The sequence below is a fragment of the Nocardia sp. NPDC020380 genome, assembly GCF_044386975.1.
In the GTDB taxonomy this organism is placed as follows: Bacteria; Actinomycetota; Actinomycetes; order Mycobacteriales; family Mycobacteriaceae; genus Nocardia.
The window spans coordinates 147,592-165,121 of the sequence record NZ_JBIRVQ010000017.1; the positions used below are offsets into that span (position 1 = coordinate 147,592).

A 17,530-nucleotide genomic window follows, 5' to 3' on the forward strand; every position below is an offset into this window, starting at 1 on the left:
TTGCACTGCACCCCCCTGGTGTTCGAACGGTCTCTATTTGGTAAAGGGGAAGTAATAGACAAAACGGATATCCGTACTGTGTTTTCTGTCACTTTTGCGCCATCTCCAGCGAACGTCCAGCGACATTTCCCCCGAGGCCGACGAGAATGCCCCGAATGCCGTCCCCTACGCTGGTCGACGTGAGTGACGCACCCAGCCCGCGGAGCGCGGGTCGTAGCCTGGCCCGCCACCTGGCCCTCTACACGGCGGCCCGGCTGGGCATGGTCGCCGTCATCGCCGGGATCATCCTGGGTGTCGCGGCCATCGTGAAGGTCGCCATCCCGCTCGTCGTGGCCCTGCTGTTCGCCCTGCTCATCGCGATGCCGCTGTCCCTGCTGCTGTTCAAAAAGCTTCGGACACAGGTCAACAAGGACATTGCCGCGGTGGACGAGAAGCGCCGCAAGGACCGCGAAGCGCTGATGTCGCGCCTGCAGGGCAAGGAGTAATGCGGCGCTGCGATCGCCCCGCCCCCCGGGCCTGGGTCGATGACGCCGTCCGGCTCATCGACGCCGATACGCAACGCAGCGCCGACACCCATCTCCTGCGCTATCCACTGCCCGCGCACTGGAACGTCCAGCTCTATCTGAAGGACGAATCCACCCACATCACCGGCAGTCTCAAGCACCGCCTGGCGAAATCGCTGTTCCTCTACGCCATCTGCAACGGCTGGGTACGTGAGGGCACCACCGTGGTGGAAGCCTCCTCCGGATCCACCGCCATCAGTGAGGCGTATTTCGCGAAACTGCTGGGCCTGGACTTCGTGGCCGTGGTGCCCGCCAAGACCTCCCCGGAGAAGCTCGCGCTCATCGAGGCGCAGGGTGGCCGCTGCCACCTGGTGGAGCAGGCGCCGGACATCTATACGGAGGCAGCGCGTTTGGCGGCCGAATCCGGCGGCCACTACATGGACCAGTTCACCAATGCCGAACGCGCCACCGACTGGCGCGGCAACAACAACATCGCCGAATCGATCTTTCACCAGCTGGCCCTGGAGGCGCACCCGATTCCGGAGTGGATCGTGGTGGGCGCCGGCACCGGCGGCACCAGCGCGACCATCGGCCGCTATATCCGCTACCGGCGGCACGCCACCCGGCTGGCCGTGGTGGATCCGGAGAATTCGGCCTTCTATGGCGGCTACGAGCTCGATGACCTGGGGTATCAGACCGGTATGCCGTCCCGGATCGAGGGCATCGGGCGGCCGCGGGTGGAGCCGTCGTTCCTGCCCGAGGTGGTGGACACCATGATCGCGGTGCCGGACGCGGGGTCGGTGGCGGCCACGCGGATCGCGAGTGCGGCGCTGGGCCGGCGGGTGGGCGGTTCCACCGGGACGAATCTGTGGGGCGCGTTCGGATTGATCGCGGAACTGCTCGCGGCGGGACGCGCGGGGAGCGTGGTGACGCTGCTCTGCGATGGTGGAGACCGTTATGCCGGAACCTATTTCGACGACGATTGGGTTGCCCGTCAGGGGCTGAGCTTGGCGGAACCGGCCGCGGTGATCGCGGAATTCATCGCCACCGGTCATTGGTCCGGCTAGTTTGCGCACGGCAGTGCGGATCGGTGAGAAGTAAAGCTCACCCATTCCGCAGATTGCTGTTGATTTGCTGAAGTGGTTGCGTGGGAGTCGCTCCCGGTCCTGAACTGCGCTTTTCATACCGATCGGTCGGTGGCTCGGACGCGCCCGGACCGTTAATGACCCTTGACGTGGCGGGCCGTTCCCGCACCACCGGACGCGTGATCGCGGTGGGCTGATCGACCCGTGCGCCGAGCACCAGCATCCAGGACTGCAGGCTCGACGAGGTGCGCCACATGTTCATCCGCAACTCGCTGATGGCCAGCGTTTTCGGATCCCGGACCAGCTTCGACCGGTCGAAACGCTCGTTCGACACGGCATCGCTGCGCCACATGAGCGAGAAGTCCGGATTGGCCAGCACCTGTTCCAGAATCTCCCGCACGCGTTCCTCGTCGCCGCTGCGCGCCATCAGCAGCCGGAACCAGCTCACCGCCTGCTGGGATTCACCCGACCAATCCACCAGCACGGTCCGCGCGATCGGATTCAGAAACAGCCATTCGAGATAGTTGCAGCCCGGATCCAGTTGCGGGAACGCCTCTTCGTGTGCGTGGTTCACGGCCAGGATGTCGAGGGCGCCGGAGATGAAGGCGCCGACCTTCGGTTCGAGCAGGGTTAGATATTCGAGATCGGCCGGGCCGGGGTGGTCGGGTTCGACCCGCGGGAGCGGCCCCTCGGCGAGAATGAGCGCGTACTCGAATTCCGCGTGCTGCAGTTCCAGTGCGGTGCAGAGGGATTCGATGACCCGCCGGGACGGGTTGGCGCCGCTCTCGATCTTCGTCAGATACGGCACGGAGAGATTGGCGAGCCAGGCGAGCTGTGGTCGGGTCAGAGTGGCGGCCGTGCGGCGTTGGCGAACGTACTCGCCGAACGTGGGTACTCCATGCATTGCGTCAGGGTGACCTTACTTGTATTGCTGTCTGGTACTCACACGGTTGCCGGGCGATACCGGCACGGCGCGTACGGAGTTGGCCGGGCGGTAATCCCTTCTGCTCCAATAGTTTGAAACAACAACAAATCAGGAGTGAAGTTGGGGCAGCAACCGCGGTCGGTCGTGGAAGTCAATGTCACAGTCGGCCCCTGGGTGATCTCGTCCACTCGGCCGGCGAGCGATCGAGCCGAACCGGGCGGGATCGTCAACGCTTGGGAGCCCGCGGCTTTCGGCTGGTACCGGGATCGCGACGGCGATGTCTGGGAGAAGGAAGAGCGCGGCTGGCGGCTGCGCCTGCAGGCCGGTGTCGCGGTCGATCCGGACACCGTATGGGACTGGATCGCGGGTCACGTGCGCGACTACGCGCCGTTCACGGCCTTGGGCTGAAACCTCTTTCGTTCGCTCTCGACGAACGCCCTTCCGTACGTGTCAATTTTTGTTGACGCGCCGCGAGTGTCAACGTAAATTGACACTCATGAGTGAAGCAACGACTCTGGCGGCCGCCGCCGGCAGCCCCGACCCACAGGTCGGGCTCCGCGCGGTGCTGGCACTGCGTCGGCTGCTCGAGCGTCTCGAGGCCATCCAGGTCACCAATGCCCGTAAACAGGGCTGGTCCTGGCAGGCCATCGCCGACGCCCTCGAGGTCAGCCGGCAGGCGGTCCACCAGAAGTACAACCGGAAGGGCGGTATCCGCTGATGTTCGAACGATTCTCCAAAGCGGCCAAATACGCCGTCGTCGTCGCGCAGGAGGAGGCGCGCGAACTGCGCTCCGAGCGCATCGACGTCGAGCACCTGCTGCTCGGGCTGCTGGTCTGCCCCGACGCGCAATTGCGCGAAGTGCTGGCGGCACACGGTCTCACGGCCGCTCAGGTGCGAGAAGCCCTGGCCCGCAAGGCCACCAGCGAACCCCTCGGCGCGGAGGACGCGGAAGCGCTGCGCTCCATCGGAATCGACCTGGACGCCGTGCGCGAAAGCCTCGAAGCGACCTTCGGCGAGGACGCGCTGGAACGCGCCCTGCCCGCCGACGAACCGAAGCTGCGCGGCCGATTCCGCGATCGCGGCGGCATGGCCTGGGGGCACATCCCGTTCGCCAAGGATGCCAAGAAGTCCATCGAACTCTCGCTGCGCGAGGCCCTGAACCGCGGTGATCGCGGGATCGAGGCCGGGCACATGCTGCTCGCGATCCTGCGCGCGCCCAACGACGTCACCCGTCGCCTGCTCGGCGACGACGCGGCGATCACCCGGCTGCGCGCGGCAACCTCCGAGCTGCTCGATCGCGCGGCCTGACATCCCCCGGGGGCGTTATGTCCGGCTCGTCGCGATCACTCGCCCTACGATGGCGGCATGACGCTCCTGATACGCCTGCTGATCAACGGTGTGGCCATCTGGCTGGCCTCGGAGTGGGTGAAGGGGATAACCATCCACGGACCCGACAACACCACCTCCGACAAGATCCTCGTGATCGCCATCGTGGCCGTGATCTTCACGATCGTGAACGCGCTGGTGAAACCCATCGTGAAACTGCTGTCACTACCGCTGGTGATCCTCACCCTGGGACTGTTCCTGCTGGTGGTCAACGCACTCATGCTGTGGCTGACCTCGAAGATCACCGAGACCACCAGCTACCAGCTGCACGTCGACGGATTCTGGGCCGCGGTACTCGGCGGCATCATCATCTCGCTGGTGAACTGGGTGCTGGGGATCCTGGTCCCGGACAAGGAATAGCCGGCCCCCGGCTAGATCTGCACCGCCGCCAGCGCGACGGCGACGATCACCGACCACGCGAGCATCGCCTTACCGGTACCGGCAAGGGCGGGAATCAATCCCGGCCCGTTCTTGCCGGTCCGCACCGGTTCGTTGGCCTTGATCGCCAGCGGCAGCGTCACCAGTGCCGCCAGCGTCCACGGCGAACGCCACACCAGCAGGGCGATCACCACGTACGGAACCAGGATCAGAGCCAGATGCAGTGTGCGGGTACGTGTGTCGCCCAGCCGCACCGCCAGGGTCAGCTTGCCCGATTCGGTATCGGTCGGGATATCGCGCAGATTATTGGTGACCAGCACCGCGCTCGAGAACGAACCCACCGCGATCGCGCACACCAGCCCGGCCCAGTCCACTCGGCCCGCCTGCACGAACTCGGTGCCCAGCACCGCCACCAGGCCGAAGAACACGAACACCGCGATCTCACCGAAACCGCTGTAGCCGTACGGATTCCGGCCACCGGTGTAGAACCAGGCGCCGGCCAGGCAGGCCGCGCCCACCAGAATCAGCCACCACGCGCTGGTGAACACCAGCACCAGGCCGATCACCGCGCCGATCCCCAGACTGGTGACCGCGGCCATGCGCACCGCCGTGGGCGAGGCCACCTTGGAACCGACCAGCCGCAGCGGGCCGACCCGCTCGTCATCGGTGCCGCGGATGCCGTCGGAATAGTCGTTGGCGAAATTCACGCCGATGATCAGTGCCAGCGAAAGCAGCAGGCACAGTACCGCTTTCCACCACACGAAGCCGTCGATCGAGGCCGCGGCCCCCGTCCCCGCCAACACCGGGGCGATCGCATTCGGCAGAGTGCGCGGCCGAGCGCCCTCGATCCACTGTGCTGCTGTAGCCATGTACGGCAGCCTAATGCGCGGGCCGAGGAGTGCGCTTCCCTGTCTGCCGGGGGCGCGGCCGGGTCCGCCCGGGACGCTCGCCCGGTGGTCGGGGACGCCGTCGGGCACTCAGGATTCGGCGGCGGCCTTCAGCTGCGCGAGCCCCTTCTCGAAGTCCTTGCCCACCACCCGGTCCATCGGGAACAACTTGCCGATGATCGCGGACTGCTGCCCGGTCATCCGCCACGTGACGGCGGTGGTGTCGCCCTGCGGGGTGAGCTCGAAACGGACCTGGTTGGTGGCCTTCCACGGCTTCTCGAAATGCAGGCGGATACCGATCGCGTCGGAGGTGGCGCCGGTGATCTCCATATCGCCGCGACCTGCTTTACGGTTGCCGCTCCAGAAATACCGCGCGCCGATGCCACGATCGGCGCCGCTGTACACACGTTCCATGGACGGGTCCAGGTCCTCCCACGGCGACCACTTGCGCCACTGATGGAAGTCGTCGATGAGCGCCTGCACCTGTGCGGGGTCGGCCTTGATGACCGTTTCCCGGTGAATGTCGAATTCGGCCATGGCATGAGCCTAGGCGACCATGGCCGCTGTACAGCGGAAAACCGATACCGCCGCGCCCCCGGAATGGGGTACTACCTGAACCGGCGAAACCGGCGACCGCGGCGTCGCTCACCTACGATTGGCGGGGAATGAAATCGACAACGGGCAGTTCGAGCAGTGTCGGCCACGCCCGGCCCGCCACCACGACCGACACCATCCTGGTGGCCCTGCTGGGTGAGGTCGCGCTCCGCCGCACCCCCGGCAGCCCGCTCGTCCCCGTCCCCGGCGCCCGATCCCGGCTGCTCGTCGCCGCCCTCGCCGCCCACCCCGGCCGCAGCCGCAGCGCCCAGGCTCTCATCGACGATGTGTGGGGCGCCGACCCGCCACGTTCGCCGATGAACGCGCTGCACACGCAGGTCTCGCGGTTACGCTCGGCGCTGCCCGAGGGGGCCTTGGAGATCGGGCCCGCCGGTTATCGTCTCGTCCTCGCACCCGAACAGGTCGACCTGACCTTCGCGCAGGATCTGGAAAGGCGAGCGCGCCAAGCCTTCACCGATCATGACGACACCACCTGCCTGCAGTTGGTGGCCGCCGCACGCGCACTCTGGCGCGGGGAACCGGGCGCCGATCTGCCGCCCGGCTCGGTCGCCGAAGAGCTCGCCGCCCTCGCCGCCGCCCGGCACGCGGCGTTGGATCAGCTCGAACTCTCCGCCCGCGAAGCCTCCGGGGACCTGCCCGGCGCGATCGACCTGGCCCGCGGCATCGTCACCGCCGCACCCCTCGACGAATCCGCGCACGCCGCGCTCATGCGACTGCTGGCCGGCGCGGGGCGCACCAACGAGGCCCTGGATGTCTTCGCCACGCTGCGCACCCGGCTGGTCGAGGAACTGGGCGCCGACCCCGGCCCTACTCTCGTCGCCCTGAACTCCGCGATCCTGCGCGGCGAACCGATTCCCGCGACAGCCACTCGCAACTCCAATTCCCGTGTCGAACAAGATAATTCGGCCGACGACGATCTCGATAGCGACGACCGGTCCGGAAACTCGCTGCAATGGGGGCAGCGCCGGTCCGCGCAGATGCTCGCCGCCGCACAGCATTTCGGCGACAAGCGCGGTGCCGTCCCCGAACCGGCGGCGGCCATCGGCCTGCGCGTCGCGCCGAATCCGCTGCTCGGCCGGGACGCCGACCTCGACGCCCTGGAACAACTGGTGCGGAACTCCCGTGTCACGACGGTGCTCGGTCCGGGCGGCACCGGGAAGACCCGCGTCGCCAACGAACTCGGGGCGCGGGTGGCGCACGAGAAGTCGGTCGTGCTGATCGAATTGGCTTCGCTGCGTGCGGATCCCGGCGGCATCGCGGATACCCGCGCCGAGATCGAGGCGACCATCGGCGCGACGCTCGGCGTGGGTGATGTCGGACGCGAGTCGAGTGTGCTGCGCCCGGCCTGGGGCCGGGACTTCCGGCAGCGGGTCCGCGAGGCTTTGTCGGTGCGGCCCATGCTGCTCATCCTCGACAATTGCGAGCACCTGATCGAACCAGTCGCCGAGGTGGTCGCCGATCTGGTCGGGTTGACCGAGCAGCTGACCGTTCTCACCACCAGCCGTGCGCCCCTGGAGATCACGGCCGAGACCGTTTATCCGCTCCCGCCGTTGACCATCGACGCGGCCGGTTCGCCCGCCACCGAACTGTTCGCCGCGCGCGCCCGCGCGGTACGGCCCTCGGTGCGGCTCGATCCGGAAGTGGTCGCCCGGCTGTGCAGCACGCTGGACGGGCTGCCGCTGGCCATCGAACTGGCCGCGGCGCGGGTGCGCACCATGAGCGTCGAGGAGATCGAATCCCGGCTCGACCATCGATTCGCCCTGCTGCGCACCGGAGATCGCAGTTCGCCGCAACGGCATCGAACCCTGCACGCAGTCATCGAATGGAGCTGGAATCTGCTCGACGAGCAGCAGCGCGTGGCGCTGCGCCGATTGTGCCGATTCCCGGCCGGATTCACGCTGGCGGCCGCCGAGACCGTGCTCGACGGGCCCGAAATCCTCGATGCCGCAACGGCTGTCGACGGACTGGTGACCCAATCCCTGCTGACCGTCCTGCCCGACGACGACACCGGCGGCGTCCGCTACCGCATGCTGGAGACGGTCCGCGAATTCGGTGAGGAACAGCTGACCCGCACCGGCGAAGGCGACCTGGTCATGACCCGGATGTCGCAGTGGGCCAAGGACTTCGTGATCGTCCAGACGCATCGGTATCAGAGTCCGGAGCAGATCGCGGCCGTGCTGTCGGTGGGCGCCGAGGCCGAGAATCTCGCCGCCGTGCTGCGCTACGCCCTGGACCGGCACGACGCCACCACCGTCCACGTGATCTACCCGGTGCTCGGCGGACTCTGGGCGATGCGCGGCGCGCACGCCGAACTCGTGGGCTGGACGCGCCGCATCCTCGCGGTACCGCCGCGCCTCGACTGCACGGACATCGACGAGGCCGATCTGCAGATGCTCGGCCAGCTGCTGCTGGGCATGCACATGCTGTTCGCGGACAGTCCGCTCCGGGATGTCGCCACGGTCCGCGCCAGGATCCGGCGCCTGCTGCACAACACCCCGCTGAGCCCGGTCAGCAGTTTCCTCGGCGGACTCGCGGCCGAGGCCCGCACCACCGTGCAGTTCGCCCGCAAACTCAGTGCCGGGACCCGCTCGGAACACACCGAGGTCCGGGTCGCCGCGCTGATCCTGCGCGCCAATGTGCGCGAGAACAACGGCGAGGTCTGGGGCTCGATCCGGGACGGCGAGGCCGCCCTGCGGACCGGCATCGAACAGGATGTGTGGGCCACCTCCATGGTCTGCCAGCACCTGGGCAGCATGCACGGCCAATCCGCGCGCTACGCGGAATCCGTGACCTATTACCGGCGATGCGCCGCCCTGCTGCAGCAGCTACGCGCCTGGGACGAGATCGTCGAGACCCGCAGCTTCCTCGCCGTCGCGCTGACCGGACTCGGCGAAATCGATGCGGCCCGCCGCGAACTGGAAGCCGCGCTGGGTCACCTGGGCGCCGGCCTGCCGATCGACGGGCCGCCGCCCCAGCCCAACCAGCGGCTCGCGGCGGTGGCCGCGGGGATGGCGGAAATCGAACTGGTCGAAGGCGATATCGACACGGCGCTGCGCCGCTACCGGCTCGCGCTGCCGTTGCTCAACTGGCCGCAGAGCGTGAGTATCCCCGGCCCCGGGGACCTGATGCTCGGCGCCGCCGTGATCGACGCCTACACCCTGCACGGCCGGGCCGGTGAGATGTCGCAGACCGCAGCCGAATTGATCGAACTCGGCATCCAGAAGCTCAGCCAGTTCCGGGACCTTCCGCAACTCGGCGCCATCTCCTGCGCCATCGGCAGTTATCTCCTCGGCAGCGGTGGCGACCCCGGTATCGGGCTGGAACTTCTCGCCCTCGCCCCGAAAGTCTTCGGCCGCCAGGACTATCCCGTCATGCAATGGCGCCGGCACCTGGAACTGCATCTGCACACCTATGGCGACGCCCGCGTCACCGCGGCCCGCGACGCTGCCGCCCCACTCAGCCGCCGCGCCTCCGCCGAACGAATCCTGGAATTGCTGCGCGTCCTGAACAATGCCGGCTGACGGCCGGGAGTCCCAACTGCAACGGCATTCCCGCGGCTACAACGGCATGCCCGCGTCGAAGAAGTCGAGTACCTGTAGCGCGTAATCCAATTCGTCCGGCAGTTCGTCGGTGATGCTCAGCAGCGCGCCCACGCAAGCGCCCGCGAACATGCGCACCTGCCGGTCGTGCGGTTCGCGGTCGCTGCGCTGCGCGATGACCTGCGAGAGCAGATCGATATTGCGGCGCAGTTCGGTCATGGCCGCGCCCCGCAGTTCCGGTTCGGTGTACAGCAGCCGCAGGCGATCCGCCTCGAACTGCTCCTCGGGCGGCTCCAGCGCCAGCTGCTCGGCGGCCGCGCGGAAGGCGGCCGTCACCGAGAGCTCGGCCGGCTGCATGACGACCATGCGCACCAGCAGCGGATCGAGGTCGTCGTCGAGCACGACCTGCTCCTTGTTCTGGAAGTAGCGGAAGAAGGTGCGCGCGGAGACCTTCGCCGCGGCCGCGATCTGATCCACGGTGGTCTCGGCGTACCCCTGTTTGCGGAAGAGCCGGAACGCCTCGGCCCGGATCTTCCGGCGGGTGCTCGCCTTCTTCCGCTCGCGGAGTCCCTGCGTGAGTTCAGCGGCCATGCACCGATTCTGCCGGGTGCCGCGGCGCGGGTTCCGGCGCGCTCGGCCGGCGGGCGGTGACCAGGGCCGGCAGTACCGCCGCCGCGCTGATCGCGGCACTCACCCACAACATGACCTGCATACCGCTCACGAACGCGGCCCGCACCTGTTCCAGCATGACCGGATCGTGCTGCTGCTCGGCCACGGCCACACCGGCGGTCACGCTGTCGCGGATCGGGGAGCGGTCCAGCGCACCGAGATTCGCCGTATACCGGGTGGCGACGAGCGTGCCGAGAATCGCCACGCCGATGGTGCCCGCCGCCTGTCGCAAGGTCGACATGAGCGCCGAACCCGACCCGGCGCGCTCCTTGCCCAGCGCACCGATCGACAGCTTCATGGCCGTCGGCATGGCGAACCCGACCCCGGCGCCCATAATGGCCAGCCAGGCGGCCGCGTACGGATAACCGCTGCTCACGGACGTCATGGCGCCGAGTCCGAGACCGACTGCCAGCAGCCCGAATCCGATCACCAACACCCGCTGCGTGCCCAGTCGCCCGGAAACCCGGTCGACCACCCGCACCCCCGCCATCATGCCCGCGATCATCGGCAGCAATCGCAGGCCGCTACCCAGCGTGCCGACACCCAGCACCGCCTGGAAGTACTGCGGAACCGTGAAGAACATGCCGAACATGGCGAACGCGGTGATCACCGAATAGATGACGCCCCGGCGGAATTGGGTATTGCGGAACAGTTCGAGATCGATCAGCGGATGCCGGGCCGCCCGCTGCCACGCCAGGAAGGCGCCCAGCATGACCACCGCGACGGCGATGGTCGCCCACACCGCCCCGTCCCGCCAGCCTTCGCTGCCCGCTCTGATGAATCCGTAAGTGAGACTGACCAATCCGATGGCGGACAATGCGACGCCCGGGAGATCGATGGTGCGGAAGGTCTCGCTGCGCGACTCCGGCACCAGGAAACCGACCGCCGCCGCGCCGAGGACGGTCATGGGCACATTGATCCAGAACACCGAACCCCACCAGAAATGCTGCAACAGCCAGCCGCCTACGATCGGGCCCAACGGCATGCCGAGCCCGGTCGCGGTGGCGAAGACGGTGGTGGCGCGGCCGCGTGCTTCCGGCGGGAACATCACGGGAATCACCGAGAACGACAGCGCGGTCAATACCGCTGCCGCACAACCGAGTACCACGCGTGCGGCGATCAATTCGGCCGAGGAGCCGGCCGAGGCGCAGACGGCGGAGGCCGCGCCGAACAGGAGTAGCGCGCCGACCAGGAACTTGGTCCGGCCGAACCGGTCGCCGAGGGCGCCGGCCGGCAGCATCACCGCCGACAGCGCCAGGGTGTAGGCCGCCGTGAACCATTGCAGGGTCGCGGTATTCGCGTGCAGATCCTCGGCGAGGGTGGGCAATGCGACAGTGAGGACCGTCATGTCCAGGCCGACCGTGAGCATTGCCAGGGCCAGTGCGAGGAGTGCGAGGAGTGCGAGCCACTCGCGCAGCGAGGTGCTCGACGGCGTCGTGGTGTGTGAAGTCCGGGTCATGGGATTCCCCCAAGAATCGATGTCGACCTGACTTCGTCACGCTAACACAAAGTGTCAGTCCATGACACTTTTTCTGTCATGGACTGACACTTTTAAGGTTTACGCGTTGTGTATCAGTCGCTTTCGGCGCCGACGCTCTCCCGCTGATTCGTGCGCAGCAGCCGCCACGCCACGATCGCCAGCGCCACCGCGCCCGCCACCAGCAGCACCGTCGAATCCGAGACCACCGCACCGAGGCGCTGTACCGCTGCCTCCCAGCGGAATTCGGTATCGGCGTCCAGCAGGCCCGGGAGTGCCGAGGTGCCGTCGAAGATCAGGAACAGGGCGCCCAGCAGGATGAAGAAGAGCCCCGATATCAAGGAGGTGGTGTGCAGGCGGAGGCGGCCGATCGTCAGTGCGCGCCCGCGCAGCCAGCGGCGTTGGCCCAGTTGCAGGCGATCCCACAGCGAGGCCAGCACGAACAGCGGCATTGCCAGGCCGAGGGCGTACACCGCCAGCAGCAGGCCGCCCTGGATCGGAGAACCACCGACCGCGGCCACCGCCAGGATGGAACCCAGGATAGGGCCCGCGCAGAAACCGGCCAGGCCGTAGACCAGGCCCAGCAGGTAGATGGCGCCCGCCTGGTCGGGGCGGGTGTTGCGGGCCGCCGCGCGCTGCGCGAAACCGACCGAGAAACCGCGGCCGAGGATCTGCAGCACACCCAGCACGATGATGGTCCAGCCGCCGATCGCGATCAGCAGATCCCGATGGCCCACGAACAAGCGGCCCGCGAACGAACCGGCCGCGCCCAGCGGCACCAGCGTGGTGCACAGGCCCACATAGAAGATTCCGGTGCGCCGCAACAGCTTTCCCTGCGACTCGAACGAGTACGCGAAGAAACTGGGCAGCAGCAGCGCGCTGCACGGACTCAACAGCGCCAGCAGCCCGCCCAGGAAGGCGGCGAAATAGCCGACGCTACCGCTCATTTCGCGTTCTCCGCGGCGGCGCGGGCGGCGTCGATGACCGCCGAGAACTGTTCGAGAGGCTGCGCGCCCAGCACCGGGCGGCCGTTGATCAGGAAGGCCGGGGTCGACGAGACGCCGATGTTGTAGCCCTCGTCGAGATCGGCCTGCACGGCCTGCTGCGATTCGGGTGACGCCTCGTCCGCGCGGAACTTCGCGATATCCGGCACACCCGCCAGCGCGGCCAGATCGGCCAGCCGGTCCGGGGTCAGGGCGCCGGTGTTCTTCTTCTCCGGCGCGTTCTCCATCAGCGTCTTGTGGAACTCCCAGAACTTGCCCTGCCGGCCGGCGGCCCAGGACGCGCGCGCCGACTCCACCGATTCCGGGCCGAAGATCGCGAAATTGCGCCACTCGATGCGCAGCACACCCGCGTCCACATAGCGGCGCACCAGATCGGGTTCGATGGTCTTGCCGAACAAGCGGCAGTACGGGCACTGGAAATCGGAGTATTCGACCATCACCACGGGCGCGTCGGTGCGGCCCTGCGCCATGGGATCGTTCGCGTCGCGGCGGGCCAGCTTGGCCAGCCGCTCATAGGTGGGATTGGTTTCGACGGCCGCGGGCGCGGCCTTGTCGTCGGTTTTCTTGTCATTGCCGAGCATTTGGATGCCGGCGATGACCAGCAGGCCGAAGGCGGCGATAATAGCCAGCCCGGCGAGGGTCTTACGGTCCGCGGACTTCTTCTGGGCACGACTTTTGGGCATGCGTGACATGCGGGAATCTCCTGGATGATTCGGATCGGGACAGACGGGTGCCAGGACGGCACGAATGGCGGCACGGCGGTGCCGCCGATCGTCTAAATGATCAGAATCGAGGTGAGATGTGGCGCCGGCACCGTGAGCGCGGGCGCCCGCGAACGCGCCGAATGTGAAAGCCACTGCGCCGCAATCGAGCCCGGATCGACCGCCGGGGACGCGGTGATCAGCGGATCACCCACCGACCGCGGCGGGGCCGCGATCTTCCCGACCGGGTCGGCGCTGGTGCCATTGCCCTTACCGCAGAAGGGGGCCTTCTCGACCGTGGTGTGCACGACCGGCACCGACAGCGAACCCGCCGGAACGGCCTGCGCCGCGCCCCATTCCGCGACCGCGGCAATCAGCCCGATGACCACGAGGAACGCCGCCAGCAGGGTGCCCGAAGATCGCCGAAGAGACCTTCGGCGCAGCGGGGCGGGCGTGGGATTCACTGCCCCGACCATAACAGGACGCCCGCCCACCACCCGATATCCCCTGATCACGGCGAACGCCCGCCCACCGAATTCACGGTGGGCGGGCGTTCTCTGTGTTGTTGCCGCAGGCTCAGGCGCGGCGCATGTAGGCCCGCACCGCGAGCGGCGCGAAGATCGCGATCACGACCACCGACCCGATCAGCGACCAGGCCAGGTTCGAGCTGTAGACATTGCTGTTCATCAGCTCACGGGCCGAAGTGACCATGTAGTAGATCGGGTTGGCCTTGTCGATCGCCTGCAACCAGCCCGGCATGGTGGACACCGGAGCGAACGCACCCGACATGAAGGTCAGCGGGAACATGATCATCATGGACACGCCCTGCACCGCCGAGGCGCTCTTACCGGTGATGCCGACCAGCGCCCACACCCAGCTGACCGCGAAGGAACAGAACACGACCACCAGGCCCGCGACGATCACGGCGAGCACGCCGCCCGCCGGCCGGTAGCCGAGGATCAGGCCCATCGCGATGGTCAGCACCGTGGCCAGACCGTAGCGGACCATATCCGCGATCAACGCGCCCGACAACGCCGAAATGCGGGCGATGGGCAGGGATTTGAAGCGGTCGAACACACCCTTGTCCATGTCCTCGCGCATCTGCGTGCCGGTGACCACGGAGGTCAGCACCACGGTCTGCACCATGATGCCCGGGATCAGCGTGGGCAGGTAGGCGTGGATATTGCCCGCCATCGCGCCGCCGAAGATGCCGGCGAACAAGGCGGTGAACAGGATCGGCTGAATGGTGACGTCGAACAGCTGTTCCGGATTGTGCTTGATCTTGAGGATGCCACGGTAGGCCATGGTGAACGAGTTCGCCAAGGTCTGCCGGAACGGAATGTGGTTGGAAACCGCGGGAATCGGGGCCGGAGCCACGACCTGTCGTGCGGTGGGGGCGGAGATGGTCGTGGTCATGCCGCGCTCCGTTCGGAATCGGTGTCGGTCTCGTCCTCCGCGCCGTGCCCGGTGAGTGCGAAGAACACTTCGTCCAGGCTCGGCTTGGCGACATTGATCTCTTCGATCCGGATGTCGTGCTCGCGCAACCGGATCAGGATGTCGGTGGTGACGCTCGGGTCGGGCAGCGGGGCCGTGATGCGGCCCGCCTCGGGCGTGATGGTGGCCTCCACCGGCTTGCCCGAGGCGCGAGACAGGAACTCGCTCACCAGGATTCGCGCCTCTTCGATGCGGTCGCGATCGCCGAGGGTCAGCTGCAGGGCCGAAAGACCCACGGACGCCTTCAGTTCGTCCGAGGTGCCGTCGGCGATGACACGGCCGTGGTCGATGACCGCGATCCGATCGGCCAGCTGATCGGCCTCGTCCAGGTACTGCGTGGTCAGCAGGACGGTGGAACCCTCCCGCACCAGGCGGCGGATGGTCTCCCACATCTGGGCGCGGGTCCGCGGATCCAGGCCGGTGGTGGGCTCGTCGAGGAACAGCAGCGGCGGGCGCGAGATCAGGCTGGCGGCCAGATCCAGGCGCCGGCGCATACCGCCGGAGAAGTTCTCCAGCGGCTTGTTCGCCGCCTCGGTCAGGCCGAACTCCTCCAGCAGTTCGACCGCCTTGGCGCGCGAATCGCTGCGGGACAGGCCCAGCAGGCGGGAGAAGATCACCAGATTCTCGGTGGCCGTGAGCTTTTCGTCCACCGACGCGTACTGGCCCGTGACGCCGACGAGTGACCGCACCGCCGTTGGTTCGGCCACCACGTCGTGGCCGAAAATACGGGCGCTGCCGCCGTCCGGGCGCAGTAGCGTGGCGAGCATCCGGATAGTTGTGGTCTTACCGGCGCCATTGGGACCGAGGACGCCGTACACGGCGCCCCGCGGGACCGCGAGGCTCACCCCGTCCACGGCCCGCTGCGCCCCGAAGACCTTCACCAAGTCGTCTGCCTCGATGGCCAGGGCCTCAGCAGGTGTGTAAGAAGTCATGCGACAACCATGCGGGCCCGGACTTGCACCCCCCTTGCACAGCTATTGCGCGAGATCTTGCAGGCGCTCTCAGGGGGCTGTGCGGGTTTGGAGGTAGTCGCGGAGTTTGGCGCGGTCGGGTTTGCCGGGGCCGCGGAGGGGGATCTCATCGAGGATGGCTAGTTCTCGGGGGGCGGCTATGGGGTCGAGTTCGGCTACTACGTGGTCGCGGAGTTCGTCCAGGGTGGGTGGGGTGGCGCCGCGGGTGGGGACGATGGCGGCGGCGACGCGCTGGCCGAGGCGGTTGTCGGGGAGGCCGAGGACCACGCATTCGGAGACGGCGGGGTGGGAGATGAGGACTGCCTCCACGACCTGGGGGATGACCAGGAGGCCGCCGGTCATGATGGCCTCGTCGAGGCGGCCGGTGACGGTGAGGACGCCGTTGTCGAAGTGGCCCGCGTCCTCGGTGCGGAACCAGCCGGGTTCGGCGAAGGCGGGGTGGTCGGGCATATTGCGGTAGCCCTTGGCGAGGGTCGCGCCGCCGAGCATGACGCGGCCGTCCTCGATCCGCACCTCGGTGCCGGTCAGCGGCACGCCCTCGTAGACGCAGCCGCCGCAGGTCTCGCTCATGCCGTAGGTGCGGAAGACGGTGATGCCCGCCGCGCGGGCGCGTTCCAGCACCGGCTTCGGGGTGGCCGCGCCGCCGATCAGGACGGCGTCGAGTTCGGCCAGCGCCGCGGTGGCGGACGGATCGTCGAGGGCCTTGATCAGCTGGGTGGGCACCAGCGAGGTGTAGCGCCGCTCCCCGCGCATATTGGAGACCGCGTTCGCCAGCCCCTGCGGCAGGAACCCGTCCGACACATCCAGGACGCTCGGCTCGGTGCCGGACAGAATGCTGCGCAGCAACACCTGGATGCCCGCGATGTGATGCGTCGGCAACGCCAGCAACCACTGTCCCGGCCCGCCGAGCCGTTCGTGGGTGGCGTCGCCGCTGGCCCGCAGCGCGCTCGCGGAGAGCATGGCGCCCTTGGGCATTCCGGTGGTGCCGGAGGTGGTGACCACCAGCGCGACGTCGTCGTCGATCTCTTCGCCGGGGTGCAGGCTGCCGCTCAGCCGTTGCGCTTCGCGGCGGTCGGCGGTGGGGATCGGGAGCCACGCGGGGCCGTTGCCCTCCAAGGCTTCCCGCAGATGCGGCAATACGTCGCCCACCGAGGCACCGGTGGGCATGGGGAGGGTGCGGAGGGTATTGCTCACGTTCGCGATCGTGTCATCTCGTCGAGTGGAGGCGCACGGCTGGGTCGGCGCCCGGGTCGATTTCGGTCGGTCTGTCAGTCGGACGTCGGTGTCGCCAGCGGCCATCCGCCGGCTGCGAGCCGGGAGGCCACCCGAGCGATATCGTCCTCGCCGGGCTGCTCCTTGGCAACTCGGGCGATGGCCGCTTCGATGTCCTCGACCGCGATGCCGGAGGCGGCCTCGCGCTCGCGGATCAGCTCCTCCACCACGAGGTGGATCTCGTAGTCGGTGAGCCGCCGGTGCAGCACCGCGAGCAACGCCACATAGTCGGATTGCGGTATGCCCTGCGGATATCCGGCACGCAGCCAGGTCAGTACCTTCTGCAGCACGCCGGTGCGCGGCTGAGGATTCGGACTGCTCATGGACGTGCCCTCTCGATCAGGCGGCGTCATGCGCCGAAAATGTGGATTCCGAGGCGATGCGCGAGAAAGTCTTTTGCGATGTAGAGCACACCGACCACCACGATGATCATGACCAGTGCGAAGCAGAGCGTGGATACGGTCAGCGCCACGGCCCGCGCGGAACCGGTCGCGCCGTCGTCGATCTGCGCCCGGCCGCGAATGCCGATGGCGAACACGGTCGGAATGCCGGCGCCGAGGATCAAGGCGGCCAGCGTGACCCGCCACAGGTCGGACATATTGGTCAGAAACGTGTGCATCGCAG

General features: G+C 67.8%; 20 protein-coding genes. 7 read left to right on the top strand and 13 right to left on the bottom strand.

All coding sequences use genetic code 11. From position 1 onward, the window contains the following. The first annotated feature begins 179 nt into the window (after positions 1 to 179). A complete protein-coding gene (locus ACH438_RS38175) occupies positions 180 to 485 on the top strand; it encodes a DUF4229 domain-containing protein (protein WP_397014561.1) in 306 nt (101 codons plus the stop codon). After that, positions 485 to 1,570 (top strand): PLP-dependent cysteine synthase family protein, encoded by a 1,086-nt coding sequence (locus tag ACH438_RS38180; RefSeq protein WP_397014563.1) that lies wholly within the window; start codon positions 485 to 487, stop codon positions 1,568 to 1,570. Before ACH438_RS38175 ends, ACH438_RS38180 begins: the two co-directional genes overlap by 1 nt. Positions 1,571 to 1,607: 37 nt before the next feature. Here the strand turns inward: ACH438_RS38180 and ACH438_RS38185 are convergent, their stop codons facing one another. Then, on the bottom strand, positions 1,608 to 2,492 hold the full coding sequence (locus ACH438_RS38185) for a helix-turn-helix domain-containing protein (RefSeq protein WP_397014565.1): 885 nt from the start codon (positions 2,490 to 2,492) through the stop codon (positions 1,608 to 1,610). Positions 2,493 to 2,633: 141 nt separating this feature from the next. Here ACH438_RS38185 and ACH438_RS38190 point away from each other — a divergent pair, with 141 nt between their 5' ends. From ACH438_RS38190 to ACH438_RS38205, 4 genes are all read left to right on the top strand, one after another. Further along, positions 2,634 to 2,921 carry a hypothetical protein gene (locus tag ACH438_RS38190; protein ID WP_397014567.1) on the top strand — a complete coding sequence of 96 codons (288 nt, stop codon included), beginning with the start codon at positions 2,634 to 2,636 and terminating at the stop codon, positions 2,919 to 2,921. 88 nt (positions 2,922 to 3,009) lie between these two features. Beyond that, the gene (locus ACH438_RS38195) at positions 3,010 to 3,231 is read left to right on the top strand and encodes a helix-turn-helix domain-containing protein (RefSeq protein WP_033089567.1); all 222 of its coding nucleotides are present in this window, start codon (positions 3,010 to 3,012) and stop codon (positions 3,229 to 3,231) included. Further along, complete coding sequence (locus tag ACH438_RS38200; protein WP_397014570.1) at positions 3,231 to 3,821, top strand: Clp protease N-terminal domain-containing protein; 591 nt, start codon at positions 3,231 to 3,233, stop codon at positions 3,819 to 3,821. The genes ACH438_RS38195 and ACH438_RS38200 overlap by 1 nt, the downstream gene beginning before the upstream one ends. Positions 3,822 to 3,878: 57 nt before the next feature. Continuing rightward, on the top strand, positions 3,879 to 4,259 hold the full coding sequence (locus ACH438_RS38205; RefSeq protein ID WP_397014572.1) for a phage holin family protein: 381 nt from the start codon (positions 3,879 to 3,881) through the stop codon (positions 4,257 to 4,259). A gap of 11 nt (positions 4,260 to 4,270) precedes the next feature. Here the strand turns inward: ACH438_RS38205 and ACH438_RS38210 are convergent, their stop codons facing one another. Continuing rightward, complete coding sequence (locus ACH438_RS38210; RefSeq protein ID WP_397014574.1) at positions 4,271 to 5,146, bottom strand: 1,4-dihydroxy-2-naphthoate polyprenyltransferase; 876 nt, start codon at positions 5,144 to 5,146, stop codon at positions 4,271 to 4,273. A gap of 108 nt (positions 5,147 to 5,254) precedes the next feature. Beyond that, complete coding sequence (locus ACH438_RS38215; RefSeq protein ID WP_397014576.1) at positions 5,255 to 5,701, bottom strand: SRPBCC family protein; 447 nt, start codon at positions 5,699 to 5,701, stop codon at positions 5,255 to 5,257. Between the two features lie 128 nt (positions 5,702 to 5,829). Between ACH438_RS38215 and ACH438_RS38220 the strand changes: the two genes are divergently transcribed. Further along, the gene (locus ACH438_RS38220; RefSeq protein ID WP_397014578.1) at positions 5,830 to 9,300 is read left to right on the top strand and encodes an AfsR/SARP family transcriptional regulator; all 3,471 of its coding nucleotides are present in this window, start codon (positions 5,830 to 5,832) and stop codon (positions 9,298 to 9,300) included. 36 nt (positions 9,301 to 9,336) lie between these two features. Here the strand turns inward: ACH438_RS38220 and ACH438_RS38225 are convergent, their stop codons facing one another. From ACH438_RS38225 to ACH438_RS38270, 10 genes are all read right to left on the bottom strand, one after another. Further along, positions 9,337 to 9,909, bottom strand: a complete 573-nt coding sequence (locus ACH438_RS38225) for a TetR family transcriptional regulator (RefSeq protein WP_397014580.1) — start codon at positions 9,907 to 9,909, stop codon at positions 9,337 to 9,339. Continuing rightward, positions 9,899 to 11,446: a DHA2 family efflux MFS transporter permease subunit gene (locus ACH438_RS38230; RefSeq protein WP_397014582.1), complete on the bottom strand. Its 1,548-nt coding sequence runs from the start codon at positions 11,444 to 11,446 to the stop codon at positions 9,899 to 9,901. The genes ACH438_RS38225 and ACH438_RS38230 overlap by 11 nt, the downstream gene beginning before the upstream one ends. Positions 11,447 to 11,559: 113 nt before the next feature. After that, complete coding sequence (locus ACH438_RS38235) at positions 11,560 to 12,411, bottom strand: cytochrome c biogenesis CcdA family protein (protein WP_397014584.1); 852 nt, start codon at positions 12,409 to 12,411, stop codon at positions 11,560 to 11,562. Further along, positions 12,408 to 13,160 carry a DsbA family protein gene (locus tag ACH438_RS38240; protein ID WP_397014586.1) on the bottom strand — a complete coding sequence of 251 codons (753 nt, stop codon included), beginning with the start codon at positions 13,158 to 13,160 and terminating at the stop codon, positions 12,408 to 12,410. The genes ACH438_RS38235 and ACH438_RS38240 overlap by 4 nt, the downstream gene beginning before the upstream one ends. Before the next feature lie 83 nt (positions 13,161 to 13,243). Next, the gene (locus ACH438_RS38245) at positions 13,244 to 13,633 is read right to left on the bottom strand and encodes a hypothetical protein (RefSeq protein ID WP_397014588.1); all 390 of its coding nucleotides are present in this window, start codon (positions 13,631 to 13,633) and stop codon (positions 13,244 to 13,246) included. 112 nt (positions 13,634 to 13,745) lie between these two features. Next, positions 13,746 to 14,585, bottom strand: a complete 840-nt coding sequence (locus tag ACH438_RS38250) for an ABC transporter permease (RefSeq protein WP_397014590.1) — start codon at positions 14,583 to 14,585, stop codon at positions 13,746 to 13,748. Further along, a complete protein-coding gene (locus tag ACH438_RS38255; protein ID WP_397014592.1) occupies positions 14,582 to 15,595 on the bottom strand; it encodes an ATP-binding cassette domain-containing protein in 1,014 nt (337 codons plus the stop codon). Before ACH438_RS38255 ends, ACH438_RS38250 begins: the two co-directional genes overlap by 4 nt. A gap of 69 nt (positions 15,596 to 15,664) precedes the next feature. Further along, entirely contained in the window at positions 15,665 to 16,801 is a 1,137-nt protein-coding gene (gene menE, locus ACH438_RS38260; RefSeq protein ID WP_397014701.1) for an o-succinylbenzoate--CoA ligase, read from the bottom strand. A 101-nt stretch (positions 16,802 to 16,902) separates the two neighbouring features. Continuing rightward, a complete protein-coding gene (locus ACH438_RS38265) occupies positions 16,903 to 17,229 on the bottom strand; it encodes a DUF3349 domain-containing protein (RefSeq protein ID WP_397014594.1) in 327 nt (108 codons plus the stop codon). Between the two features lie 26 nt (positions 17,230 to 17,255). Then, positions 17,256 to 17,525 carry a hypothetical protein gene (locus ACH438_RS38270; protein WP_397014596.1) on the bottom strand — a complete coding sequence of 90 codons (270 nt, stop codon included), beginning with the start codon at positions 17,523 to 17,525 and terminating at the stop codon, positions 17,256 to 17,258. Positions 17,526 to 17,530: the final 5 nt, after the last annotated feature.

Excerpts from the sequence above, each read along its gene's own strand:
- ACH438_RS38180 (WP_397014563.1), top strand. The coding sequence starts at position 485 with ATGCGGCGCTGCGATCGCCCCGCCCCCCGGGCCTGGGTCGATGACGCC.
- ACH438_RS38185 (WP_397014565.1), bottom strand. The coding sequence starts at position 2,492 with ATGCATGGAGTACCCACGTTCGGCGAGTACGTTCGCCAACGCCGCACG.
- ACH438_RS38195 (WP_033089567.1), top strand. The coding sequence starts at position 3,010 with ATGAGTGAAGCAACGACTCTGGCGGCCGCCGCCGGCAGCCCCGACCCA.
- ACH438_RS38200 (WP_397014570.1), top strand. The coding sequence starts at position 3,231 with ATGTTCGAACGATTCTCCAAAGCGGCCAAATACGCCGTCGTCGTCGCG.
- ACH438_RS38205 (WP_397014572.1), top strand. The coding sequence starts at position 3,879 with ATGACGCTCCTGATACGCCTGCTGATCAACGGTGTGGCCATCTGGCTG.
- ACH438_RS38210 (WP_397014574.1), bottom strand. The coding sequence starts at position 5,146 with ATGGCTACAGCAGCACAGTGGATCGAGGGCGCTCGGCCGCGCACTCTG.
- ACH438_RS38215 (WP_397014576.1), bottom strand. The coding sequence starts at position 5,701 with ATGGCCGAATTCGACATTCACCGGGAAACGGTCATCAAGGCCGACCCC.
- ACH438_RS38220 (WP_397014578.1), top strand. The coding sequence starts at position 5,830 with ATGAAATCGACAACGGGCAGTTCGAGCAGTGTCGGCCACGCCCGGCCC.
- ACH438_RS38225 (WP_397014580.1), bottom strand. The coding sequence starts at position 9,909 with ATGGCCGCTGAACTCACGCAGGGACTCCGCGAGCGGAAGAAGGCGAGC.
- ACH438_RS38230 (WP_397014582.1), bottom strand. The coding sequence starts at position 11,446 with ATGACCCGGACTTCACACACCACGACGCCGTCGAGCACCTCGCTGCGC.
- ACH438_RS38235 (WP_397014584.1), bottom strand. The coding sequence starts at position 12,411 with ATGAGCGGTAGCGTCGGCTATTTCGCCGCCTTCCTGGGCGGGCTGCTG.
- ACH438_RS38240 (WP_397014586.1), bottom strand. The coding sequence starts at position 13,160 with ATGTCACGCATGCCCAAAAGTCGTGCCCAGAAGAAGTCCGCGGACCGT.
- ACH438_RS38250 (WP_397014590.1), bottom strand. The coding sequence starts at position 14,585 with ATGACCACGACCATCTCCGCCCCCACCGCACGACAGGTCGTGGCTCCG.
- ACH438_RS38255 (WP_397014592.1), bottom strand. The coding sequence starts at position 15,595 with ATGACTTCTTACACACCTGCTGAGGCCCTGGCCATCGAGGCAGACGAC.
- menE (WP_397014701.1), bottom strand. The coding sequence starts at position 16,801 with ATGCCCACCGGTGCCTCGGTGGGCGACGTATTGCCGCATCTGCGGGAA.
- ACH438_RS38265 (WP_397014594.1), bottom strand. The coding sequence starts at position 17,229 with ATGAGCAGTCCGAATCCTCAGCCGCGCACCGGCGTGCTGCAGAAGGTA.
- ACH438_RS38270 (WP_397014596.1), bottom strand. The coding sequence starts at position 17,525 with ATGCACACGTTTCTGACCAATATGTCCGACCTGTGGCGGGTCACGCTG.